This window comes from Methyloterricola oryzae, assembly GCF_000934725.1.
Lineage (GTDB): Bacteria > Pseudomonadota > Gammaproteobacteria > Methylococcales > Methylococcaceae > Methyloterricola > Methyloterricola oryzae.
On sequence record NZ_JYNS01000009.1, the window covers coordinates 30374 to 48774 of the forward strand.

14 protein-coding genes, 3 tRNA genes and 1 other RNA gene are annotated in these 18401 nt (G+C 58.7%); 12 read left to right on the forward strand and 6 right to left on the reverse strand.

Annotation, left to right across the window (positions count from 1 at the left end; genetic code table 11):
• Positions 1-3: 3 nt before the first annotated feature.
• The 5 genes from EK23_RS12915 to mfd all read right to left on the reverse strand — a co-directional run bounded on the left by EK23_RS12915 (position 4) and on the right by mfd (position 6817).
• Positions 4-327 (reverse strand): YbaB/EbfC family nucleoid-associated protein, encoded by a 324-nt coding sequence (locus EK23_RS12915; protein ID WP_045225793.1) that lies wholly within the window; start codon positions 325-327, stop codon positions 4-6.
• Between the two features lie 66 nt (positions 328-393).
• A complete protein-coding gene (dnaX, locus tag EK23_RS12920) occupies positions 394-1995 on the reverse strand; it encodes a DNA polymerase III subunit gamma/tau (protein WP_045225794.1) in 1602 nt (533 codons plus the stop codon).
• Positions 1996-2037: 42 nt separating this feature from the next.
• Positions 2038-2134, reverse strand: an RNA gene (gene ffs / locus EK23_RS22545) — signal recognition particle sRNA small type.
• A gap of 134 nt (positions 2135-2268) precedes the next feature.
• Entirely contained in the window at positions 2269-3267 is a 999-nt protein-coding gene (locus EK23_RS12925) for a DUF475 domain-containing protein (protein ID WP_045225795.1), read from the reverse strand.
• A gap of 76 nt (positions 3268-3343) precedes the next feature.
• Entirely contained in the window at positions 3344-6817 is a 3474-nt protein-coding gene (gene mfd / locus EK23_RS12930; protein ID WP_045225796.1) for a transcription-repair coupling factor, read from the reverse strand.
• Between the two features lie 258 nt (positions 6818-7075).
• On the opposite strand from mfd, the gene EK23_RS12935 reads away from it, so the two are divergent.
• The 3 genes from EK23_RS12935 to EK23_RS12940 all read left to right on the forward strand — a co-directional run bounded on the left by EK23_RS12935 (position 7076) and on the right by EK23_RS12940 (position 8318).
• Complete coding sequence (locus tag EK23_RS12935; protein WP_045225797.1) at positions 7076-7396, forward strand: H-NS histone family protein; 321 nt, start codon at positions 7076-7078, stop codon at positions 7394-7396.
• A 370-nt stretch (positions 7397-7766) separates the two neighbouring features.
• The gene (locus EK23_RS24860) at positions 7767-7946 is read left to right on the forward strand and encodes a DUF7230 family protein (RefSeq protein WP_438941140.1); all 180 of its coding nucleotides are present in this window, start codon (positions 7767-7769) and stop codon (positions 7944-7946) included.
• 30 nt (positions 7947-7976) lie between these two features.
• Complete coding sequence (locus EK23_RS12940) at positions 7977-8318, forward strand: cupin domain-containing protein (RefSeq protein WP_045225798.1); 342 nt, start codon at positions 7977-7979, stop codon at positions 8316-8318.
• Here the strand turns inward: EK23_RS12940 and EK23_RS12945 are convergent.
• Positions 8300-8935 carry a class II aldolase/adducin family protein gene (locus tag EK23_RS12945; RefSeq protein WP_045225799.1) on the reverse strand — a complete coding sequence of 212 codons (636 nt, stop codon included), beginning with the start codon at positions 8933-8935 and terminating at the stop codon, positions 8300-8302. The two genes, EK23_RS12940 and EK23_RS12945, sit on opposite strands and share 19 nt — an antisense overlap.
• A gap of 232 nt (positions 8936-9167) precedes the next feature.
• On the opposite strand from EK23_RS12945, the gene EK23_RS12950 reads away from it, so the two are divergent.
• The 9 genes from EK23_RS12950 (at position 9168) to EK23_RS12990 (ending at position 18392) form a co-directional block, all read left to right on the forward strand.
• Positions 9168-9252 (forward strand) — tRNA-Leu (locus tag EK23_RS12950).
• A 139-nt stretch (positions 9253-9391) separates the two neighbouring features.
• The gene (gene tig / locus EK23_RS12955; RefSeq protein WP_045225800.1) at positions 9392-10717 is read left to right on the forward strand and encodes a trigger factor; all 1326 of its coding nucleotides are present in this window, start codon (positions 9392-9394) and stop codon (positions 10715-10717) included.
• 17 nt (positions 10718-10734) lie between these two features.
• The gene (gene clpP, locus EK23_RS12960) at positions 10735-11367 is read left to right on the forward strand and encodes an ATP-dependent Clp endopeptidase proteolytic subunit ClpP (RefSeq protein WP_327037054.1); all 633 of its coding nucleotides are present in this window, start codon (positions 10735-10737) and stop codon (positions 11365-11367) included.
• A gap of 130 nt (positions 11368-11497) precedes the next feature.
• Complete coding sequence (clpX, locus tag EK23_RS12965) at positions 11498-12775, forward strand: ATP-dependent Clp protease ATP-binding subunit ClpX (protein WP_045225801.1); 1278 nt, start codon at positions 11498-11500, stop codon at positions 12773-12775.
• A 350-nt stretch (positions 12776-13125) separates the two neighbouring features.
• Positions 13126-15549, forward strand: a complete 2424-nt coding sequence (gene lon / locus EK23_RS12970) for an endopeptidase La (RefSeq protein WP_045225802.1) — start codon at positions 13126-13128, stop codon at positions 15547-15549.
• 412 nt (positions 15550-15961) lie between these two features.
• Positions 15962-16234, forward strand: coding sequence for a non-specific DNA-binding protein Hbs (gene hbs / locus EK23_RS12975; protein ID WP_045225803.1), 273 nt, complete (start codon positions 15962-15964; stop codon positions 16232-16234).
• A 21-nt stretch (positions 16235-16255) separates the two neighbouring features.
• Positions 16256-16331: transfer RNA gene (locus EK23_RS12980), tRNA-Val, on the forward strand.
• A gap of 15 nt (positions 16332-16346) precedes the next feature.
• A tRNA-Asp gene (locus tag EK23_RS12985) sits at positions 16347-16423 on the forward strand.
• A 91-nt stretch (positions 16424-16514) separates the two neighbouring features.
• Positions 16515-18392 carry a SurA N-terminal domain-containing protein gene (locus tag EK23_RS12990; protein WP_045225804.1) on the forward strand — a complete coding sequence of 626 codons (1878 nt, stop codon included), beginning with the start codon at positions 16515-16517 and terminating at the stop codon, positions 18390-18392.
• Positions 18393-18401 lie beyond the last annotated feature (9 nt).

Consider the following 18401-nt stretch of genomic DNA (forward strand, 5'->3'; position numbering starts at 1 on the left):
CGCTCAAAATGGCAGTTTGAAGCCGGCCGGCAGCTCGATGCCTCCCGTCAGGCTCGCCATCTTCTCCTGCTTTAGCTTGCCCACCTTACGCACGGCGTCGTTGACGGCGGCAGCCACCAGGTCTTCCAACATGTCGCGGTCGTCCTTGACCAGACTGTCGTCGATGCTGAGCTTGAGGACCTCGCGCTTGCCATTCATGACGATCTTGACCAAACCACCGCCCGATTCTCCATGGACCTCGGTGCTGGCAAGCTCTTCCTGAGCCTTGCGGACATTTTCCTGCATTTGCTGGGCCTGCTGCATCAGGCTTGCCAGGGGATTCTTCATGCGTGTTCTCCGAATGGTGCGGTGAAATAACCCGGAGCGTGCTGCGGTCTTGAGCGCCAGCAGCCGCTAGTCCAAGGGTTTGATGGAGCCCGGAAGAACGCGCGCATCGAAACGCTCCTTCAAGGCGCGAATGTTCTCATCCTGCTCAATTTCCTGCTCGGCCTGTCGCTGGCGTTCTTCGCGCGCACGCTGAATCAGGGCGGCTGGCGTCTCCTGCTGCGGCGTATCGGCACTGAAGCTGAGTTTCACGGGGCGGCCGAAATGCTGCTGCAGGGCTTTCTCCAGCTTGCTTTCCAACTGTGCGGTGCGGACGCTGCCAAACTGGGGATCCAAGGCAAGGACGACGCGGCTGTCGTCCACGGTCACCAAGGTGCAGTTTTGCGCCAGTTGCTGAGTCAGGCCGGAAAGCCCCATGGCTCGGATCATCTGCGGCCAGTCGCCGGAATCTGCGTTGGCCTTGGGCGGCGGCGCGGGCGCTGTGGCGACGCTGGCCGGGAGGGGCGCCGCAACGGTGCGCGGCTTGGGCTGTTGCGCGAGGACAGGACGCGCCGGCGCCTGCGATTCACCGCCCGGTTCCGTGCCTGCAGTGTCCGGCCGGAAAGCCAGCATTCGCAACAGCACCATTTCAAAGCCGGCGCGCGGGTCCGGGGCCAGAGGCAGGTCGCGCTGGCCCAGCAAGGCAATCTGGTAATAGAGCTGCAGGTCATCTGCCGGGATGTGCTCCGCCAGCGCCAGCAGGGCGTCCGCGTCATCGTCGTGGCGCACAGCCTCCGGGACCCACTGCGCCAGCGCCGCATGGTGCAGGATGATCAGCATCTGCTGCAGGGCGTCGCTGAAGCTGGATGCATGGGCCGCCATGTCGGCGGAGATCTCCAGCAGCTTCGCCGCGTTGCTTTCGGCCAGCGCCCACAGCAGATCAAACAGGGGGGTACGCGCCACCGTGCCCAGCATCGCGCTGACCGGTTCCTCGGCTAAGCTGCCGCCACCGTGGGCGATGGCCTGATCGAGCAGGCTTAGGCCGTCGCGCATGCTGCCGTCGGCGGCACGGGCCAAGCTGCGCAGGGCGTTCGAATCGAAGGCAATCGACTCCTCGCGCAGTATTCGTTCCATCTGGCCACGAATTTGCTCGGCGCTCAGGCGCTTCAGGTTGAACTGCAGGCAGCGCGACAGGACGGTGACCGGGATCTTCTGCGGATCCGTGGTCGCCAGCAGGAACTTGACGTGCGGCGGGGGTTCTTCCAGGGTCTTGAGCAAGGCGTTGAAGCTGTGGCCGGACAGCATGTGCACTTCGTCTATCAGATAGACCTTGAAGCGCCCCTGGCTGGGAGCATACTGCACGTTTTCAAGCAACTCGCGGGTGTCCTCGACCTTGGTGCGTGAGGCGGCATCGACCTCGATCAGGTCTACGAAGCGGCCTTCGTCCACTTCGCGGCAAATCAGGCATTGCCCACAGGGATCGGCGCCCGAGCGGGCGTCACAATTCATGGCCTTGGCCAGGATGCGGGCCAAGGTGGTTTTGCCCACGCCGCGCGTGCCGGTGAAAAGGTAGGCGTGGTGGGTGCGGTCGAACTCCAGTGCGTGGGTCAGAGCCTTGACCACGTGCTCCTGGCCAACGACTTCCTTGAAGTTGCGCGGACGCCATTTGCGGGCAAGCGCCTGATAGGCCATGACTTGCGTCTACTGGAATCGGGGAAGAGATGGGGTGGCAAGCCAGGAAAGCCGCACCCCGGCACACGAATCCGCTACTACCGTTGCTCCCTTCCGGGCCTGGCGGGGTTCGCAGCGTATCATTGCGAGGGGACCAACATGGCTCGCCATAGAAATCTTACGTTTCTGCCTGATCCCGAGGGCCGGGCTAACGAAAGAGCGCGCATTATGCGGCAAGCGGTCCTGGATTACAAGCCGGCGTGAGGCAGTTTTCGCTCCCGCGCGTGCGAGCCATTACCTGGCCGCCTTACGGCGCAGCCGGATGGAGGACCACAGGGACATCAGGATCAGGCTCATGCCGATCAGACCGGTCGCCCACTCGGGGACGTGCGCGAAGGTATCGGCGAGCATCAGCAGGGCCAGTGCGCCAATGGCGTAATGAGCTCCGTGCTCGAGGAACAGGTACTCCTCCAGCATGTTCCGCTGCACCAGGAACAGAGTGAGGCTGCGCACGAACATGGCGCCAATAGTCAGCCCCAGCAGGATGACGACCACATCCTTGGTGATGGCGAAAGCGCCTATCACGCCATCGAAGGAGAAGGACAGGTCCAGCAGTTCCAGATACAGGAAAGAGACGAACCCCGCCTTGTGGACTGTATCGCTCGCTGGCCCGACGTGTTCGAAGAGGGTCGATACGCTCTTGATTACGACAAACAGGATGACGCCCGCCAGGCCCGCGATCATGGCCGGCAGGCGCTCGGATTCAGGCAGGAAATGCTGGATGCCTAGGAGCGCGAGCAGCGCCAGTACCACTTCGATGGATTCCAGCTTGCCCATGCTCGCCAGGCGCCGCTCCAGCCAGGACACCCAGTGCAGCGACTTGTTTTCCTGGAAGAAGAAAGCCAGGAAGACCAGGAGCAGGTACATCGCGCCGAATAGAGTGATCTCCGCGTGGGCTTCGCTCAGGTGGCGGGCATACTCATCCGGCTGTTTAAGGGCCATGACCACCACGCTGACCAGTTCATGCCCGGTGACCCAGGCCACGATCAGCACGGGTAGCAGAAAACGTACGCCGAACACCGCGATCAGCATGCCCCAGGTGAGGAATCGGCGTTGCCAGTGCGGGCTCATGTCACGAAGCACCGTAGCGTTGACCACGGCGTTGTCGAACGAGAGGCTCACCTCCATGATTCCCAGGAAGGTGGCCGTTAGCAGGGCGGCCGCTCCGCCCCAATAGTAGGCTGCCGACAAGCCGAGGGCGGTGACGATCAGTGAAGACAGGAAATGACGCATCGAGACTCCATGGGATTACGTCGCGGGCGAGGCACCGGGCGTCCGCGTGTGCGGACGCTCCGGCGGGCGGGCAGTTTTAACCGGCGGGTTTCAGTGTAGTCAACAAGTCCTCGATAAAACTGATTTTACTCTCGGGCGTATCGAAATCGCGCGTAAACCGAATTTTGTCGGGTCCATCCATGCGGAACACCTGCGGCTGGGTCTGGATCAGCATGATGACCTGGACCGGGTCGATGTTGGGCTTAGGCTTGAACAGGATGCGGCCCCCGGTCTGGGTTGCCTCGATCTTGCGCACACTGAGAGGGTCCGCCTTGAGCTTCATGGTGGTTACGGCAAACAGATTTTTGGTCGCGGGCGGTAGCAGTCCGAAACGGTCGATCATTTCCACCTGCAAGGCCCTGAGCTCCTCATCGTCACGGGCGCTGGAGATGCGCTTGTACAGCACCAGCCGGGCATGTACGTCGGGCAGATAGTCGTCCGGGATCAAGGCCGGGAATTGCAGGTCGATCTCGGGGCCGGTTTCCAGCGGGGCCTCGAGTTCCGGTTGCTGGCCGGAACGCAGGGCGTGCACCGCCCTTTCCAGCAACTCCGTGTAGAGACTGAAGCCGATCTCCTGGATCTGGCCGCTCTGATCCTCGCCGAGCAGCTCCCCGGCGCCGCGTATCTCCATGTCATGGGTGGAGATCATGAACCCGGCGCCCAATTCGCCCGAGGCTTCGATGGCTTCCAGTCGCTTGGCGGCATCGGCGGTTATGAGGGACTTGGGCGGCACCAGCAGGTAGGCGTAGGCGCGATGATGCGAGCGGCCGACCCGGCCCCGTAACTGATGCAATTGCGCCAATCCCAACTGGTCGGCGCGGTTAATGAGGATGGTGTTGGCGCTGGGAATGTCGATGCCGCTTTCGATGATGGTGGTGGAAAGCAGCACGTTGAAACGCTGGTGATAGAAGTCCAACATGATGCGCTCCAGCTCCCGTTCCGGCATCTGGCCATGGGCGATCTGTATGCGGGCGGCGGGCACCAGTCGCTCCAGGTCCCGCGCGGTTTTTTCCATGGTTTCGATCTTATTGTGCAGGAAATACACCTGCCCGCCGCGCTTGATTTCGCGGAGGATGGCTTCCTGAACCAGGGTGTCGCTCCATTCGCTGACAAAGGTCTGGATGGCGTGGCGGTTCGGCGGTGGCGTGGCAATGATGGATATGTCGCGCAGGCCTCCCAAGGCCATGTTCAGGGTACGGGGAATGGGTGTGGCGGTCAGGGTGAGGAAATCCAACTCGCTGCGCAGTTTCTTGAAGTGCTCCTTCTGTGCCACGCCAAAGCGATGTTCCTCGTCGATGATGGCCAGGCCCAGGTTCTTGAAGCGGATATCCTTCTGCAGCAGCTTGTGAGTGCCGATGAGGATATCGATCTTGCCTTCCGCCAGCGCCTGCGCGAACTCATCCTGCTGTTTCTTGCCGACGAAGCGCGACACGGTTTCGATACGCACCGGCCAGTCGGCGAAGCGATCGCGGAAGTTCTGGAAATGCTGTTGGGCTAGCAGGGTGGTCGGCACCAATACGGCAACCTGGCGGCCGTTCTGAGCGGCAATGAAGGCCGCGCGCATGGCTACTTCAGTCTTGCCAAAGCCGACGTCCCCGCAAACCACCCGGTCCATGGGGCGTGCCGCAGACATGTCATTTATGACATCGAGGATGGCATTTTCCTGATCCGGCGTCTCCTCGAACGGGAATGCAGCCGCGAATGCCTGATAGTCCTCGTTCAGCGTCTGATAGGCGTGTCCCGGTTTGGCCTCACGTTTGGCATAGATATCCAGCAGTTCGGCTGCCACGTCCCTTGCCCGCTCCATGGCGCGGCGCCTGAGCTTCTGCCATTGCTCGCCGCCCAACTTGTGCAGCGGAGCGTCGCTGTCGCCGGCTCCACTGTAGCGGCTGATCACATGCAGAGAGGACACCGGCACATACAGTTTGTCTTTGCCGGCGTATTCAATGGTGAGAAATTCCGCGTCGATGCCTCCGACAGTGAGCCGCTGCAGACCGAGGTAGCGGCCGACGCCGTGCTCTTGGTGCACCACCGGAGCGCCGATCTCCAATTCCTCCAGATTGCGCATCAGCGATCCGAAGTCCCTGTGCGCGGCCCGGCGGCGTCGGCGCTGCTGGACCTTGTCGCCTGACAACTGGGTCTCGGTGATGATGGCCAGCTGCGACGGTTGCTGTATCCAGATACCTTGATCCAGCGGCGCTACCAGTAGGCACAGTTCCTTTTCCGCGCGCAGGAAGTCCGGCCAGGATTCGATCAGGCGAGGACGAATTTTGTATTTGCCCAGTGTTTCCAGCAGTGCTTCGCGGTGACCGGCCGTTTCAGCCACGAATAGAACTTTGCCGTCGAAACTCTCCAGAAATCTGAGTAACTCCGCCGCCGGCTGTTTCTGCTTGGGCTCCAAGGCCAAATTTGGCAAAGGCTGGCAGTTAGCCATAGGCTTCGCGCTTGGCTCGGACTCCGGGGGAATATCCACTTGCCGGTGGGACTTCAGACGGGCATCCATTTCGTCTGGGCTCAAGTAGAGCATGTCCACGGGCAGGGCCGGTCGGTCGATATTGCCTTTGCGCAGGCGCTGCCGGTCGCAGGTTTCGGCGAAGAAAGCGTCCGCCGCGGCGCCGATGTTGCCATGCCGAACGATCGTGGTTTGTTGCGGCAGGTAGTCGAAAAGGGTATCGGTATGCTCCACGAACAGCGGCAGATAGTATTCGATACCGCCAGGGGAAAGCCCCTTGCTGACATCCTGATAAAGCGGGTTGTTTAGCGGTATGTCGGGAAACTGAGTTCGATAGGCGCGCCGGAACAACTTGACGGCTTCATCGTCCAATGGGAATTCACGGGTTGGAAAGAGGCTGATCTCATCAACCTTGCCCTCCGATCGTTGGGTTTCGGGCGAGAAAACGCGTATGGATTCCACTTCCTCGTCGAACAGTTCGATGCGGTAAGGAATACCGCTGGCCATGGGAAAAATATCGACGATCGAACCGCGAATGGCGAACTCGCCATGTTGCAGAACCTGGGAAACGCATTGATAGCCCACGCCCTCCAGGCGCAGGCGAGTTTCATCGATGCTCAGTCGACCACCTTTGCGCAGATTGAATGAATTGGCAACGATATGGGTGCGTGGCGCCAGTTTCTGCATGAGTGTGGCGGCGGTTACGACCAAGACTCCACGTTGTACCTCGGGTAATTGCACCAAGGTCCTAATGCGCTGCGACACGATTTCCGGCAGAGGCGAAAAGACGTCGTAGGGCAAGGTTTCCCAATCCGGGAAATGCATGACAGGCCAGTTGTCATCCAGAAAGAAGCGCAACTCCCGTTCCAGTCTTAGGGTCGTCTGCATATCGGCCGTGACAACCAGGTAAAATCCAGCGGAAGAACGTATGGCTTGGGCAAGGCAAAGGGAATCGCCACAGCCCGGAAGTCCTCCCCAATTGACTATGTCCCGCGGATGTTGTGGTAACTGCGGGTTTAGTGGTGAAAAGTCGCCGGTTTTTTGGATTGCGCCGTTCATATGAGCTAGAGGGTCATTGCGTAAGGTAGGCGGGGTGCTCGCTTGTCGATTGCAGGTGACAAACTAGAAAGAACTTCGTCTTGACTAAAGTTGATTGACTCTGTCAAGTACTGGAATATAAAGCGTGAAATCTGGAGAATAAATTCCTGTTTGCTTCGGATGGTTTTGGCTGCATTCTATTTGTATGATCTGGTAAATGCCATTAGAATAAAGCTTGGGCGTATTCATGAACAACAACCTAGATAGAGAGACCTAATTATGAAGAAAAACGAGTTGACTGAGCTTTCTGAATTGGAGCTAGCAGCAATGATCGAGGATGCTCAGAAAGTTCTGAAAAACAAGCAGGAAGGCAAGCGCAAGGAAGTCTTGGCGCAGATCAAGGAGTTAGCGGCTTCCATAAATGTTTCTGTCGAAATTACCGAGAATGTCAAGGCTACGGGCAGAAAAGGTGGTACGGTTCCGGTAAAGTATCGCAATCCGGACAATCCGTCCGATAAGTGGACCGGTCGAGGCATGAAGCCGCGGTGGTTGCGTGAGTTGATGGATCAGGGGCGTAGCCTCGAAGAGTTTGAAGTCTAACGTTCGTAAAAAGTAGTGGTCAGGGGCTAATTGTGCCCGACTTCACTTTGCCGCTTAAATTCTGGTGTTCCAGCGGTCTGGTTAGGTGTTGATGCTATTCTAACCTTGGTCCGGAGCGGAATGCTGCCGCCTGCGATGCTCTTACGCGCGGGCGGTGGTTTAAGATTGGTCGGGCCTCAGGGCTGCCGTGGCGAGTATTCACCGTCTCAGGCAGGACTATTCTAGTTACGAACCGCGTATTTTTACGCATTTCGTAGTCAACGTGACGCATCGTAATGCAGGAAATCTTTCGGTTCGATGCGGTCGCGTCTTTGGCTTTTTTCTCGTTTCTTAATGGTGTTTTTCATATCAGGTTCTATGTGGGGTTATCATGAGTAAAAAAACGCGCAAATCGTCTAGCAGATGCCGGGTCAGGAACATTGTTGCCAAGCATGCCCATATCCATAAGGGGGTTGTATTTAGGGATCGCACGGTTTACCGGCGGCGCGAAAAACACCAGGTCTCGGATTCTTTTCCGATGCTCATGCCGAATCTGGCGTGGGCATGGTAAAAGAAATCCGGCATTCGCGAGCTTTTGGTGATGGCGTTAAGCCGGGGCAATCTATTTGATGCATTGCCCTCGCTGGATGCACCGGGTGAATGTATTGAAATATTGTGGCGCACATCGACCATCACGCTGGAGCGCATCGTCTCGTTATCGTGCGCGACCCCGGTCGGTGAGTGGTACGACCAGGCTTGGGATGAGTGGGTCCTGCTCGTGCAGGGGGCGGCGAAGTTGCGTCTGGAGGGCGAGACGACGTTGCTCGAACTTCGGGCAGGCGACTATGTTCTGCTGCCCGCCCATCGGCGGCATCGGGTCGAATGGACCGACCCCGAGGGGCCGGTTATATGGCTGGCGCTGTATCACGCCCCCGGATCTTGAGTCAGCGCGTCCCCCAAGCAGTGGAGCAGTCTGCATGCAGCGGCCTCGGTGCTCCCGCCGTAGGCGATGATCCCGTCCTGATGCCCGAGCATGGCAAAAGTTCCGGCGGCTTGACTGCCCGCGAGGAGTCCCGCCTCGTGTGCCAGCGCCAAGGTGCCGTAAGCAGCACGGGCCGAGGTGGCCGGCAGTGCCCGAGCTTTGAAGTGACGCCAGATTTGCGGCGAATGAACGTGGATAACGCACTGGCAGCTTGGATTTGCCTGATAAACGGCTGCGTGTGTCAGCGCTTCTGAAGACGGGGCAAGCGGGCCTCGGTAACTGACCGCATTGCGGTTTATGTCAAAGTCCTCGATCACGCAAAAATCGACCGGTGCCAGGTGAGGCTTGCCCCCCGTCTGCGTCCCGCTGATTGCGAAGCTGTTGCCGGTAAGCCGCCGGCTGATGTTGCCGTAGGCAAGGCCCCCGTAGCGGCCCGCTGTCTGTCCTGTCAATTCCAGTCGGAACAGGACCGCGCGCCAGACGAGGGTTTCTCTAAGGATGTCCGCATCGGGACCGGGCCCCTCAATTCGTGCCAGATCAAATTTGATTATCCCTTCGGTCTCGGTGGCGGCGCTCATGGTGGATGGACTTGCGCTTCGTCTGTGGCGGCGGATTGAAATAGGTTCGCTGGCGGTGGTCAAAGGGTACGGGTGTCGCGTCGTGAAAAACCGGCCACGTCTCAATATAATGGAGACATGACGCGTCGGACTCGGCGCAACCCGCGGTTGATCGCCGTCATGGCAGTGCTCGCTCGTGCTAATCCGTCGGCAAAGTGACGCAAAGCGAGTATAATCGAGCGGACTTCCGCACGCGAATGTGGCGAAATTGGTAGACGCGCTGGATTTAGGTTCCAGTGGGGCAACCCTTGAGAGTTCGAGTCTCTCCATTCGCACCAGTATCAAGCGAACCAGACCCTTTCTAGATTTCACCGTCCCGTGGCTCCCTAACTTGGTTTCAAGACGCCCCCGCAGGAGTCGGGGAGCAGACTGCCGGTTCCACTGAGAGATTTTTCATTCCATTTTGAGGTTAGTACGATGCAAGTGTCCGTCGAGACGACATCCGAGTTGAGCAGAAAAATGACCGTCCAGGTTCCGGAGGAAAAGATCCAGGAACAAGTGAACACCCGCCTGCGCGGGCTAGCCGGAAGGGTCAAAATCGACGGTTTTCGTCCCGGTAAGGCACCACAGAGTCTGATCAAGAAACGCTTCGGACCCAGTGTGCGGGACGAGGTCGTGGCCGATCTGATCCAGTCGAGTTTCTACGACGCCGTCCGGGAAGAAAAGCTCAATCTGGCTGCCAGTCCCATGATCACGCCCAAGGAATCGGCCGAGGGCAAGGGCCTGGTTTATGAGGCGGATTTCGAGGTGGTGCCGGAGTTTTCCCTGGCTTCCCTTGAAACACTGGAGGTGACGCGTTTCGCTTCAACGGTGGCTGAGTCGGACGTGGACGGGATGGTGTTGCGCCTGCGCGAGCAACGCAAGACCTGGCAAGAAGCCGGGCGGCCAGCGGCTGAGGGTGACCGCCTGACCATCCACTTCGAGGGGGTCTGCGAGGGCGAGAACTTCACCGATGGCAAGGTGGAAAACTTTCAGGTGGTGATCGGCTCCAAGCAACTGATCCCCGGTTTCGAGGATGGCTTGGTGGGCGCTGCGGCCGGGGGCACCTTGAAGCTTGATCTGAGCTTTCCGGAAGATTACGGCAACAAGAAGCTGGCCGGCAAGACCGCCGAATTCACCGTGGAAATAGAAAAGGTGGAGGAGGGTGTGCTGCCGGAGGTCGAGTCAGAGGGGTTCCTGGAGTCGTTTGGTGTGGAGAACGGCGATGTGGCCTCCTTCCGTGATGACATCAAGGGCAACATGGAGCGCGAAATGAATCGCGCGCTGGCATCGCGTACCAAGACGTCGGTCATGGACGCCCTCTACGCAGCCCATTCCGCGTTGCCTCTGCCCCGTGTGATGGTGGATCAAGAGGTTGAACACATGTTGAATCCCTACCGCCAGACCGCCAAGAAGCGCCAGCAGCATTTGGACGAGTCCCCCTTGAAAGAGCGCTTTGAGCCCATCGCGCGGCGCCGGGTCTCCCTGGGCTTGGTGCTTGGCAAGATCATCGAGGCCGAAAAGCTTTCTGTCGACGCCAAGCGCGTGCGCGCCGCAGTGGAGGATCTCGCGGTCAGTTACGAGAGCCCTGAGCAGGTGGTTTCCTGGTATTACTCGAATCCGGAGCAACTGCGTCAGGTTGAAAGCATGGTCCTGGAAGACCAGGTGGTGGACGCGGTCCTGGCTAAGGCCAAGGTGAACGAGGAGCAGGTGGCGTTCGAGGAGTTGATGAAGTCGGCGCAACAAGATTCGGCCGCGGCATGAGACAGGACCCTAAAGGCATGAAAGAGACTACCGCTATGATGGAAACGCAAGCGACCGGGCTGGTGCCTATCGTTATCGAACAGTCGTCCCGCGGCGAGCGGGCTTTCGACATCTACTCGCGGCTGTTGAAGGAGCGCGTGATTTTCCTGGTGGGGCCGGTGGAAGATTACATGGCCAACCTGGTGATTGCGCAGATGTTGTTTTTGGAGTCGGAGAATCCCGACAAAGACATACACTTGTACATCAATTCACCGGGCGGCGTGGTGACTGCGGGGCTGGCCATCTACGACACCATGCAGTTTATCAAGCCGGACGTCAGTACCCTCTGTGTGGGCCAGGCCGCGAGCATGGGTGCGCTCCTGCTGGCAGGCGGCGCCGCCGGCAAACGTTACTCCCTGCCGCATTCGCGGGTCATGATCCATCAGCCTTTGGGCGGCTTCCAAGGGCAGGCCAGCGACATCGATATTCATGCGCGGGAGATCCTTGCGGTGCGTGAACGCCTAAACAAGATTCTGGCCAAGCATACCGGCCAGCCTCTGGAAAAGATTCAGGTGGACACCGATCGCGACAATTTCATGGGTGGCGAGGACGCGGTCCAATACGGTCTAATCGACAAGGTCTTGTCCAGCCGCGTTGCGGTAGGTGCCTGATCCGCGGGCATTGGCCTGCGTATCGAGCGAAAGTTGAAAACTTGCGGATTTTGGTTTCCGTGGGTAGTCTTGAACTGCGAATTGGTCCTGGCGATTAGGTGGCGAGGGCGACAGAGATAAGGGGTTTGCGATGAGTGACGAGAAGAATGGCAAGGAAGGGAGCGGGAAGCTCCTTTACTGCTCTTTTTGTGGCAAAAGCCAGCATGAGGTTCGTAAGCTCATTGCAGGTCCCGCCGTATTTGTGTGCGATGAATGTGTCGAGCTTTGCAACGACATCATTCGCGAGGAGCTGCAAGAGAATGTCTCCGCTGGGTCTGACAAACTGCCCAAGCCCAAGGAGATAAAGACGGTTCTGGACGAATACGTCATCGGCCAGGAAAAGGCCAAGCGCATCCTGGCGGTTGCGGTATACAACCATTACAAGCGGCTGCGCGCCCAAGGTAAGAAGAACGATGTGGAGCTGGCCAAGAGCAATATCCTGCTCATCGGCCCCACTGGCTCCGGCAAGACCTTGTTGGCGGAAACCCTGGCGCGCTTGCTGGATGTACCCTTCACCATCGCCGACGCGACCACGCTCACCGAAGCTGGGTACGTGGGCGAGGATGTGGAGAACATCATCCAGAAGATCCTGCAGAAGTGCGACTACGACGTGGAGAAGGCCGAGTCGGGCATCGTCTACATCGACGAGATCGACAAGATTTCCCGCAAGTCGGACAACCCCTCCATTACCCGCGACGTGTCGGGGGAAGGGGTACAGCAGGCGCTGCTCAAGCTGATTGAAGGCACCATTGCGTCGGTTCCGCCGCAAGGGGGGCGCAAGCACCCGCAGCAGGAGTTTCTGCAGGTCAATACCGCCAACATACTGTTCATCTGCGGCGGCGCGTTCGCGGGGCTGGACAAGATCATCCGTTCCCGCTCGGAGAAGGGCGGAATCGGCTTCTCGGCCGAAGTCAAGAGCAAGGACGAGCGGCCTAATGTGGGTCAGGTTCTGGCGGACGTTGAGGCGGAAGACCTGATCCGCTATGGGCTCATTCCCGAATTCGTCGGGCGTCTTCCGGTCGTGGCCACTCTGGAGGAGTTGGACCAGGATGCGCTGGTGAAGATTCTCACGGAGCCCAAGAATGCATTGGTCAAGCAGTATCGCAAGCTCTTCGAGATGGAAGGCTGCGAACTGGAGATTCGCGAGGATGCGCTGCGCTCCATCGCTCAGCGTGCCATGGAGCGAAAGACCGGGGCCCGCGGCCTGCGTACCATCCTCGAGCATACCTTGCTGGATACCATGTACGAACTCCCCTCCTCGGAGCATATCTCCAAGGTGGTGATTGACGATAAAGTGATTCGCGGCGAGTCGGATCCGTATCTGATTTATAAAGGGGGCGACAAGCAGTGCGCCTCTGGCGGAGACTGATGCGTTCCACTCTGGGCGCATGGATCCTGCCAGCCAGCTATCTCCGGCCGAGCGTAGCCCGGGCGAGGGACATGGCGCAATTTCAAGCCGGGCACTTCACAGAAGTGTGCCTTGACTGGCTGCAGCGGATCATCCGCGGGTGAGTCGCTGAAGGGTAAATCGCGATGGCGGACTGGCCGGGTGCCAGTCCGCCTAGCTCGAGTTCACCGGGGTGCAGCCGCGCAGTCATGCGGCCTGCTCGGATCATTGCGTGTCGGGCATTCGCCCCGACAATTCCAGCTGGTCTTGTATTTTGACAGACCGTCACATATATAAGATCCATCGTATATTCAATTCTCGGAAGGTTCCCCATGGAAAACGCGACGTCTGACAGCGCGAACAGCGCCGAAAAACTGGTTCCAGTCCTGCCGCTGAGGGACGTTGTGGTTTATCCACACATGGTCATCCCGCTGTTCGTGGGGCGCGACAAATCCATTCAGGCGCTGGATAACGCCATGCGCGACAACAAGCAAATCCTGCTGGTGGCGCAAAAGGATGCGGAGGTGGACGATCCCGGCTTCGACGATCTGTATCGTGTCGGAACCTTGTCCAACATCCTGCAACTCTTGAAGTTGCCGGACGGTACCGTCAAGGTGTTGGTTGAGGGCGGTCAGCGCAGTCTGGTCGAGAGCTTCAAGGTATCCGACAAGCATTATGTGGCCTCGGTTTCCCCCTTGAGCGACGAGCTCGGTTTGCCCGAAGCGGAGATCGAGGTGCTCACGCGCACCGCGATCAACACTTTCGACCAGTATGTCAAGCTCAACAAGCGCATTCCGCCGGAAGTACTCAACTCCTTGTCGGGTATCGATGATCCAAGTCGGCTGGCGGATACCATTGCCGCCCACATGACCATCAAGATTGACGACAAGCAGGCGATCCTCGAGATGGGCGACATCGCCGCGAGGCTGGAACGCCTGATGACCCTCATGGAGGGCGAGGTCGACATGCTGGAGATGGAGAAGCGCATCCGTGGCCGCGTCAAGCAGCAGATGGAGAAGAACCAGCGCGAGTATTACCTGAACGAGCAGATGAAGGCGATCCAGAAGGAGTTGGGGGAGATGGACGATGTCCCCAACGAGATCGACGAGCTGACCCGTAAGGTCGAGAAAGCCGGCATGCCGCCTGCTGCGCGGGCCAAGGCCGACGCCGAACTGAACAAGCTCAAGCTGATGTCTCCCATGTCCGCCGAAGCCACCGTGGTGCGTAACTACATCGACTGGATGGTGGGCGTACCCTGGAAGAAGCGGACCAAGGTCAGTCACGATCTGAAGAAGGCCGAAGAGGTGTTGGAAGCGGATCACTTCGGGCTGGACAAGGTGAAGGAGCGCATCCTCGAATACCTGGCGGTTCAGCAGCGCGTGAAGAAGATGAAGGGTCCGATACTGTGCCTGGTCGGCCCGCCCGGAGTGGGCAAGACCTCATTGGGCCAGTCCATTGCACGCGCAACCAACCGCAAGTACGTGCGTATGGCCTTGGGCGGTGTGCGCGACGAGGCGGAGATCCGCGGACACCGCCGCACCTATATTGGTTCACTGCCCGGGAAGATTCTGCAGAACCTGTCGAAGGTGAAAACCCGAAATCCCATGTTCATGCTGGACGAGATCGACAAGATGGCCATGGACTTCCGCGGCGATCCGGCCTCGGCCCTGCTTGAGGTGCTTGATCCGGAGCAAAACCACACGTTCAATGACCACTACCTTGAAGTCGATTTCGACCTGTCGGAGGTCATGTTCGTGGCGACCGCCAACACCATGAACATTCCCGCGCCTCTGCTCGACCGCATGGAAGTCATCCGCATCGCCGGATACACCGAGGACGAAAAGGTCAGCATCGCCCTGCGTTATCTGATTCCCAAGCAGATCAAGAACAATGGTTTGAAGGACAAGGAAATCCAGATCAGCGAATCGGCGGTGCGCGACATCATCCGCTACTACACCCGCGAGGCAGGGGTGCGCAGTCTCGAGCGCGAAATCGCCAAGATTTGCCGAAAGGTGGTGAAGAACCTGTTGCTCAAGCCGAGCACGAAGAAAGTGATGGTGACCCACAAGAACCTGGATCAATACCTGGGTGTGCAGCGTTTCCGTTATGGACGCGCGGAGGAGAATGACCAGATCGGCCAGGTTACCGGACTGGCCTGGACTGAGGTGGGAGGCGAGTTGCTGACCATCGAGGCTGTGATCATGCCCGGGTCGGGCAAGCAGACGTACACCGGAAAACTCGGTGAAGTCATGCAGGAGTCCATCCATACAGCCATGACCGTGGCACGCACCCGGTCCGAAGTGCTGGGCATCGATCCGGCGTTCTATCAGAAGCACGACGTGCACATTCACGTGCCGGAAGGTGCAACACCGAAGGATGGCCCCAGCGCCGGCATCGGCATGTGTACCGCACTAGTCTCGGCGCTAACCAAGATTCCGGTCCGTTCGGATGTTGCCATGACCGGCGAGATCACCTTGCGTGGCGAAGTGTTGCCCATAGGCGGACTCAAGGAGAAATTGCTGGCGGCGCACCGCGGCGGCATCGAGGTGGTTTTGATCCCGAAGGAAAACGAAAAGGATTTGGCGGAGATCCCGAAGAACATCAAGCAGGATCTGAAGGTCATTCCCGTGCGATGGATCGATGAAGTACTGAAAGTAGCGTTGCAGCATATGCCCGAACCTCTGGAGGTCGGAGCTGGCGTGCCGGTAGAAGGCGATGCGCAAATGGCACCCGGCGGCACCGTGATGGCTCATTGATGGGTAATGGCAGTTTTTTTAGCTTTTTGCCGGGAATTCCGTCATTGGCCGGCAAAATTCCTAGGCAGCGCGCGGAAGGCCTGCTATGTTTGAGTTCGTGTTGTCCGAGACGCCAGAAGGCTTGGATTTCCAAGGGAGGGCGCGGGTTTGGCCCCTTCTTGCAGATGTCGGGATCGGCGTTTGCGCAAAAGCGGCCCAGGCGGGTCCATCAAGGCCTTTAAGAATCCTGGCGAGTTGTTCGCGTGGGGCTTAAATGCCCTGGAACCCAGGCGGAATGCGCCTTGACAGCGCTTTTGGACTATTGCTACATTGCCCGGCGAGTATTTCTTGCGTGGCCGGGAAGGCGTTATCTGTGCGAGAGGTTGAGTCAAGAACCACTCCACTTCACATTATTGATCTTCAGGGGGAATGAATGAACAAAGCGGAACTTATCGAGGCAATCGCAGATGCAGCCAACCTGACCAAGGCCGACGCAGGTCGCGCGCTGGACGGGATGGTGAATGCAGTCACGGATGCCCTGAAGAAAGGGGACACGGTGTCTCTGGTGGGTTTTGGTTCCTTCGCGGTCAAGGAGCGCGCCGAGCGTCAGGGACGCAATCCACAGACTGGAAATTCGATTACGATCAAAGCAGCAAAAATTCCTTCATTCAAGCCTGGCAAAGCACTAAAGGATGCTGTAAACTAGGCGGCTCTTGAGTGACGGAATGGGTGCTTAGCTCAGCTGGGAGAGCATCGCCCTTACAAGGCGAGGGTCGTAGGTTCGATCCCTACAGCACCCACCAAGAGAAAACAAATTTGGAGCGGTAGTTCAGTTGGTTAGAATACCGGCCTGTCACGCCGGGGGTCGCGGGTTCGAGCCCCGTCCGCTCCGCCAATTTCACAAACCCCGGACAATTGTCGCGGGGTTTTTTATGGGCGATGAAAAGCCGCGCCGCGACAGATTTTCTGCATGAGGTTCTGGATTTATGCTGCAAGCGATTCGTAACCGAGCACAAGGAATTTTCGCCTGGATCATCCTGGTTCTGATCTGTGTGCCATTCGCCTTGTGGGGAATACAAAATTATCTGGATTCCGGGAAGGAGCTTCCCGTCGCCGTGGTCGGCGATCGCGACATCTTTGAACGCGATGTGAACCGTGTCTACGAGCAGAGTCTGGCTAATCTGGTGGGCCTGGGTCAGTACGACGAAGCGGAGTTGAAGCGCGAGGCGCTGAACCGGGTGATCAAGGAGGAGGTCATCACCCAGAATGCCCAGGATAAAGGCCTGGCCGTCAGCGACGAGGATGTCCGGGCATTCATCCAGACCCTGCCGTACTTCCAGACCGACGGGAAGTTCGACAAGGAGAAATACCGCCTGATGCTCTCTTCCCAGGGTCTCAGCGCTGCCCAATTCGTCATGCAGATACGCAAGGCCCTGCTGATGGAGCAACTGCAGCGCAGCGTCAGTGACACGGGCTTTACCACGCAAAAAGACCTGTCCGAATTCTACCGGCTGCGGAATCAGGAGCGCAGCATCGAGTACCTGACCCTGCCCGTGGTCAAGTTCGAGGGTGAAATTCCCCAGCAGGAGATCGCGGCCTACTACGAGCAGAACCCGGCGGAGTTTCAAACCCCGGAGAAGGTTTCCGTTCAGTACCTGCTACTCTCGCTTGAGCAGATCGCCAGTACCATGGAACCCGGCGAAGACGAAATCAAGGCCCTTTACGAAGAGCAAAAGAGCCAGTTAACCACGCCGGAACGCCGTAAAGTCAGCCACATCCTTATCACCACGGATTCCGAACATCCGGAGGACGACCCCAAGGCGCTGGAGAAGGCGCAACAGATTCGTCAGCGCCTGGCTAAAGGTGAAGATTTTGCCAAGGTGGCCAAGGAGGCGTCTCAGGACAAGTTGTCTGCGGAGAAGGGTGGCGATCTGGGATTTATCAACAAGGATGCGATGGAGCCGAATTTTGCCGACGCGGCTTTTGCCCTGGGCAAGGGGGCCCTGTCGGAGCCGGTCAAGACGTCTTTCGGCTACCACCTGATCAAAGTGACGGAACTCGAGCCGGCCTCGACCAAGCGCTACGAAGAGGTGCGGGATGAACTGGCCAAGAACCTCAAGCGCAGCGCCGCAGAAAACAAGTTCTACGAATTGGGGCAGACTCTGACGGAGCAGAGCTTCGAGCATCCGGACACTCTGGAGCCGGCTGCCAAGGCACTGAACCTGTCGATCCAGGAGACGGCGTTGTTCACCCGCGATTTGGGAACAGATGCTGCTGCCGAAAAGGAAGTTCGGGAGGCAGCCTTCAATTCCGACGTGCTGAGCGGCAAGAATAGCGAGCCAGTGGAAATCGGAGGCGAGAAGGTTTACGTGGTGCGCGTGAAGGAGCACCAGCCGGCCGCAGCCAAGCCGCTGGACTCGGTAAAGCAGGAAATCGTCGCAAAGCTGCGTGACAAGAAGGCGCGCGAAGCGGCAAAGGAGCGGACGGACAAGCTCTTGGCTGGCCTCAAGACCGACGGCACCTTGGCGGACCTGGCTAAGGGCGCCGGGGTGAGCTTGAACCAGCCGCAACCGTTCCAGAGAAATACCGACAAGCTGCCTTTGCCGCTGGTAGCTGCGGCCTTCAAGGCGCCGCGGCCGTTGCAGGCTGGCAATGCCAGGCCGGAGCGGCTGGTGCTGGAAAATGGCGATCAGGTGCTGTTCCGCGTGCTGGCGGTAAAGGATGGCACCACCCAGAGCGTCGATCCCAAGGAGCTGGAAATGGCGACCGAGTATCTGCAAAAGAACATGGGGCAGGAGGAGTATGCGGCCTTTGTGGAACAACTGCGGGTCGGCGCGGACGTGTACATCAAGCCACAACAGTGAGGCCGCGCC

Coding starts and splice junctions, on each gene's coding strand:
- EK23_RS24860 (WP_438941140.1), top strand. CDS start 7,767: ATGAGTAAAAAAACGCGCAAATCGTCTAGCAGATGCCGGGTCAGGAAC.
- hbs (WP_045225803.1), top strand. CDS start 15,962: ATGAACAAAGCGGAACTTATCGAGGCAATCGCAGATGCAGCCAACCTG.
- EK23_RS12990 (WP_045225804.1), top strand. CDS start 16,515: ATGCTGCAAGCGATTCGTAACCGAGCACAAGGAATTTTCGCCTGGATC.
- EK23_RS12945 (WP_045225799.1), bottom strand. CDS start 8,935: ATGAGCGCCGCCACCGAGACCGAAGGGATAATCAAATTTGATCTGGCA.
- EK23_RS12915 (WP_045225793.1), bottom strand. CDS start 327: ATGAAGAATCCCCTGGCAAGCCTGATGCAGCAGGCCCAGCAAATGCAG.
- EK23_RS12925 (WP_045225795.1), bottom strand. CDS start 3,267: ATGCGTCATTTCCTGTCTTCACTGATCGTCACCGCCCTCGGCTTGTCG.
- clpX (WP_045225801.1), top strand. CDS start 11,498: ATGAGTGACGAGAAGAATGGCAAGGAAGGGAGCGGGAAGCTCCTTTAC.
- EK23_RS12935 (WP_045225797.1), top strand. CDS start 7,076: ATGAAGAAAAACGAGTTGACTGAGCTTTCTGAATTGGAGCTAGCAGCA.
- clpP (WP_327037054.1), top strand. CDS start 10,735: ATGAAAGAGACTACCGCTATGATGGAAACGCAAGCGACCGGGCTGGTG.
- tig (WP_045225800.1), top strand. CDS start 9,392: ATGCAAGTGTCCGTCGAGACGACATCCGAGTTGAGCAGAAAAATGACC.
- mfd (WP_045225796.1), bottom strand. CDS start 6,817: ATGAACGGCGCAATCCAAAAAACCGGCGACTTTTCACCACTAAACCCG.
- dnaX (WP_045225794.1), bottom strand. CDS start 1,995: ATGGCCTATCAGGCGCTTGCCCGCAAATGGCGTCCGCGCAACTTCAAG.
- lon (WP_045225802.1), top strand. CDS start 13,126: ATGGAAAACGCGACGTCTGACAGCGCGAACAGCGCCGAAAAACTGGTT.
- EK23_RS12940 (WP_045225798.1), top strand. CDS start 7,977: ATGGCGTTAAGCCGGGGCAATCTATTTGATGCATTGCCCTCGCTGGAT.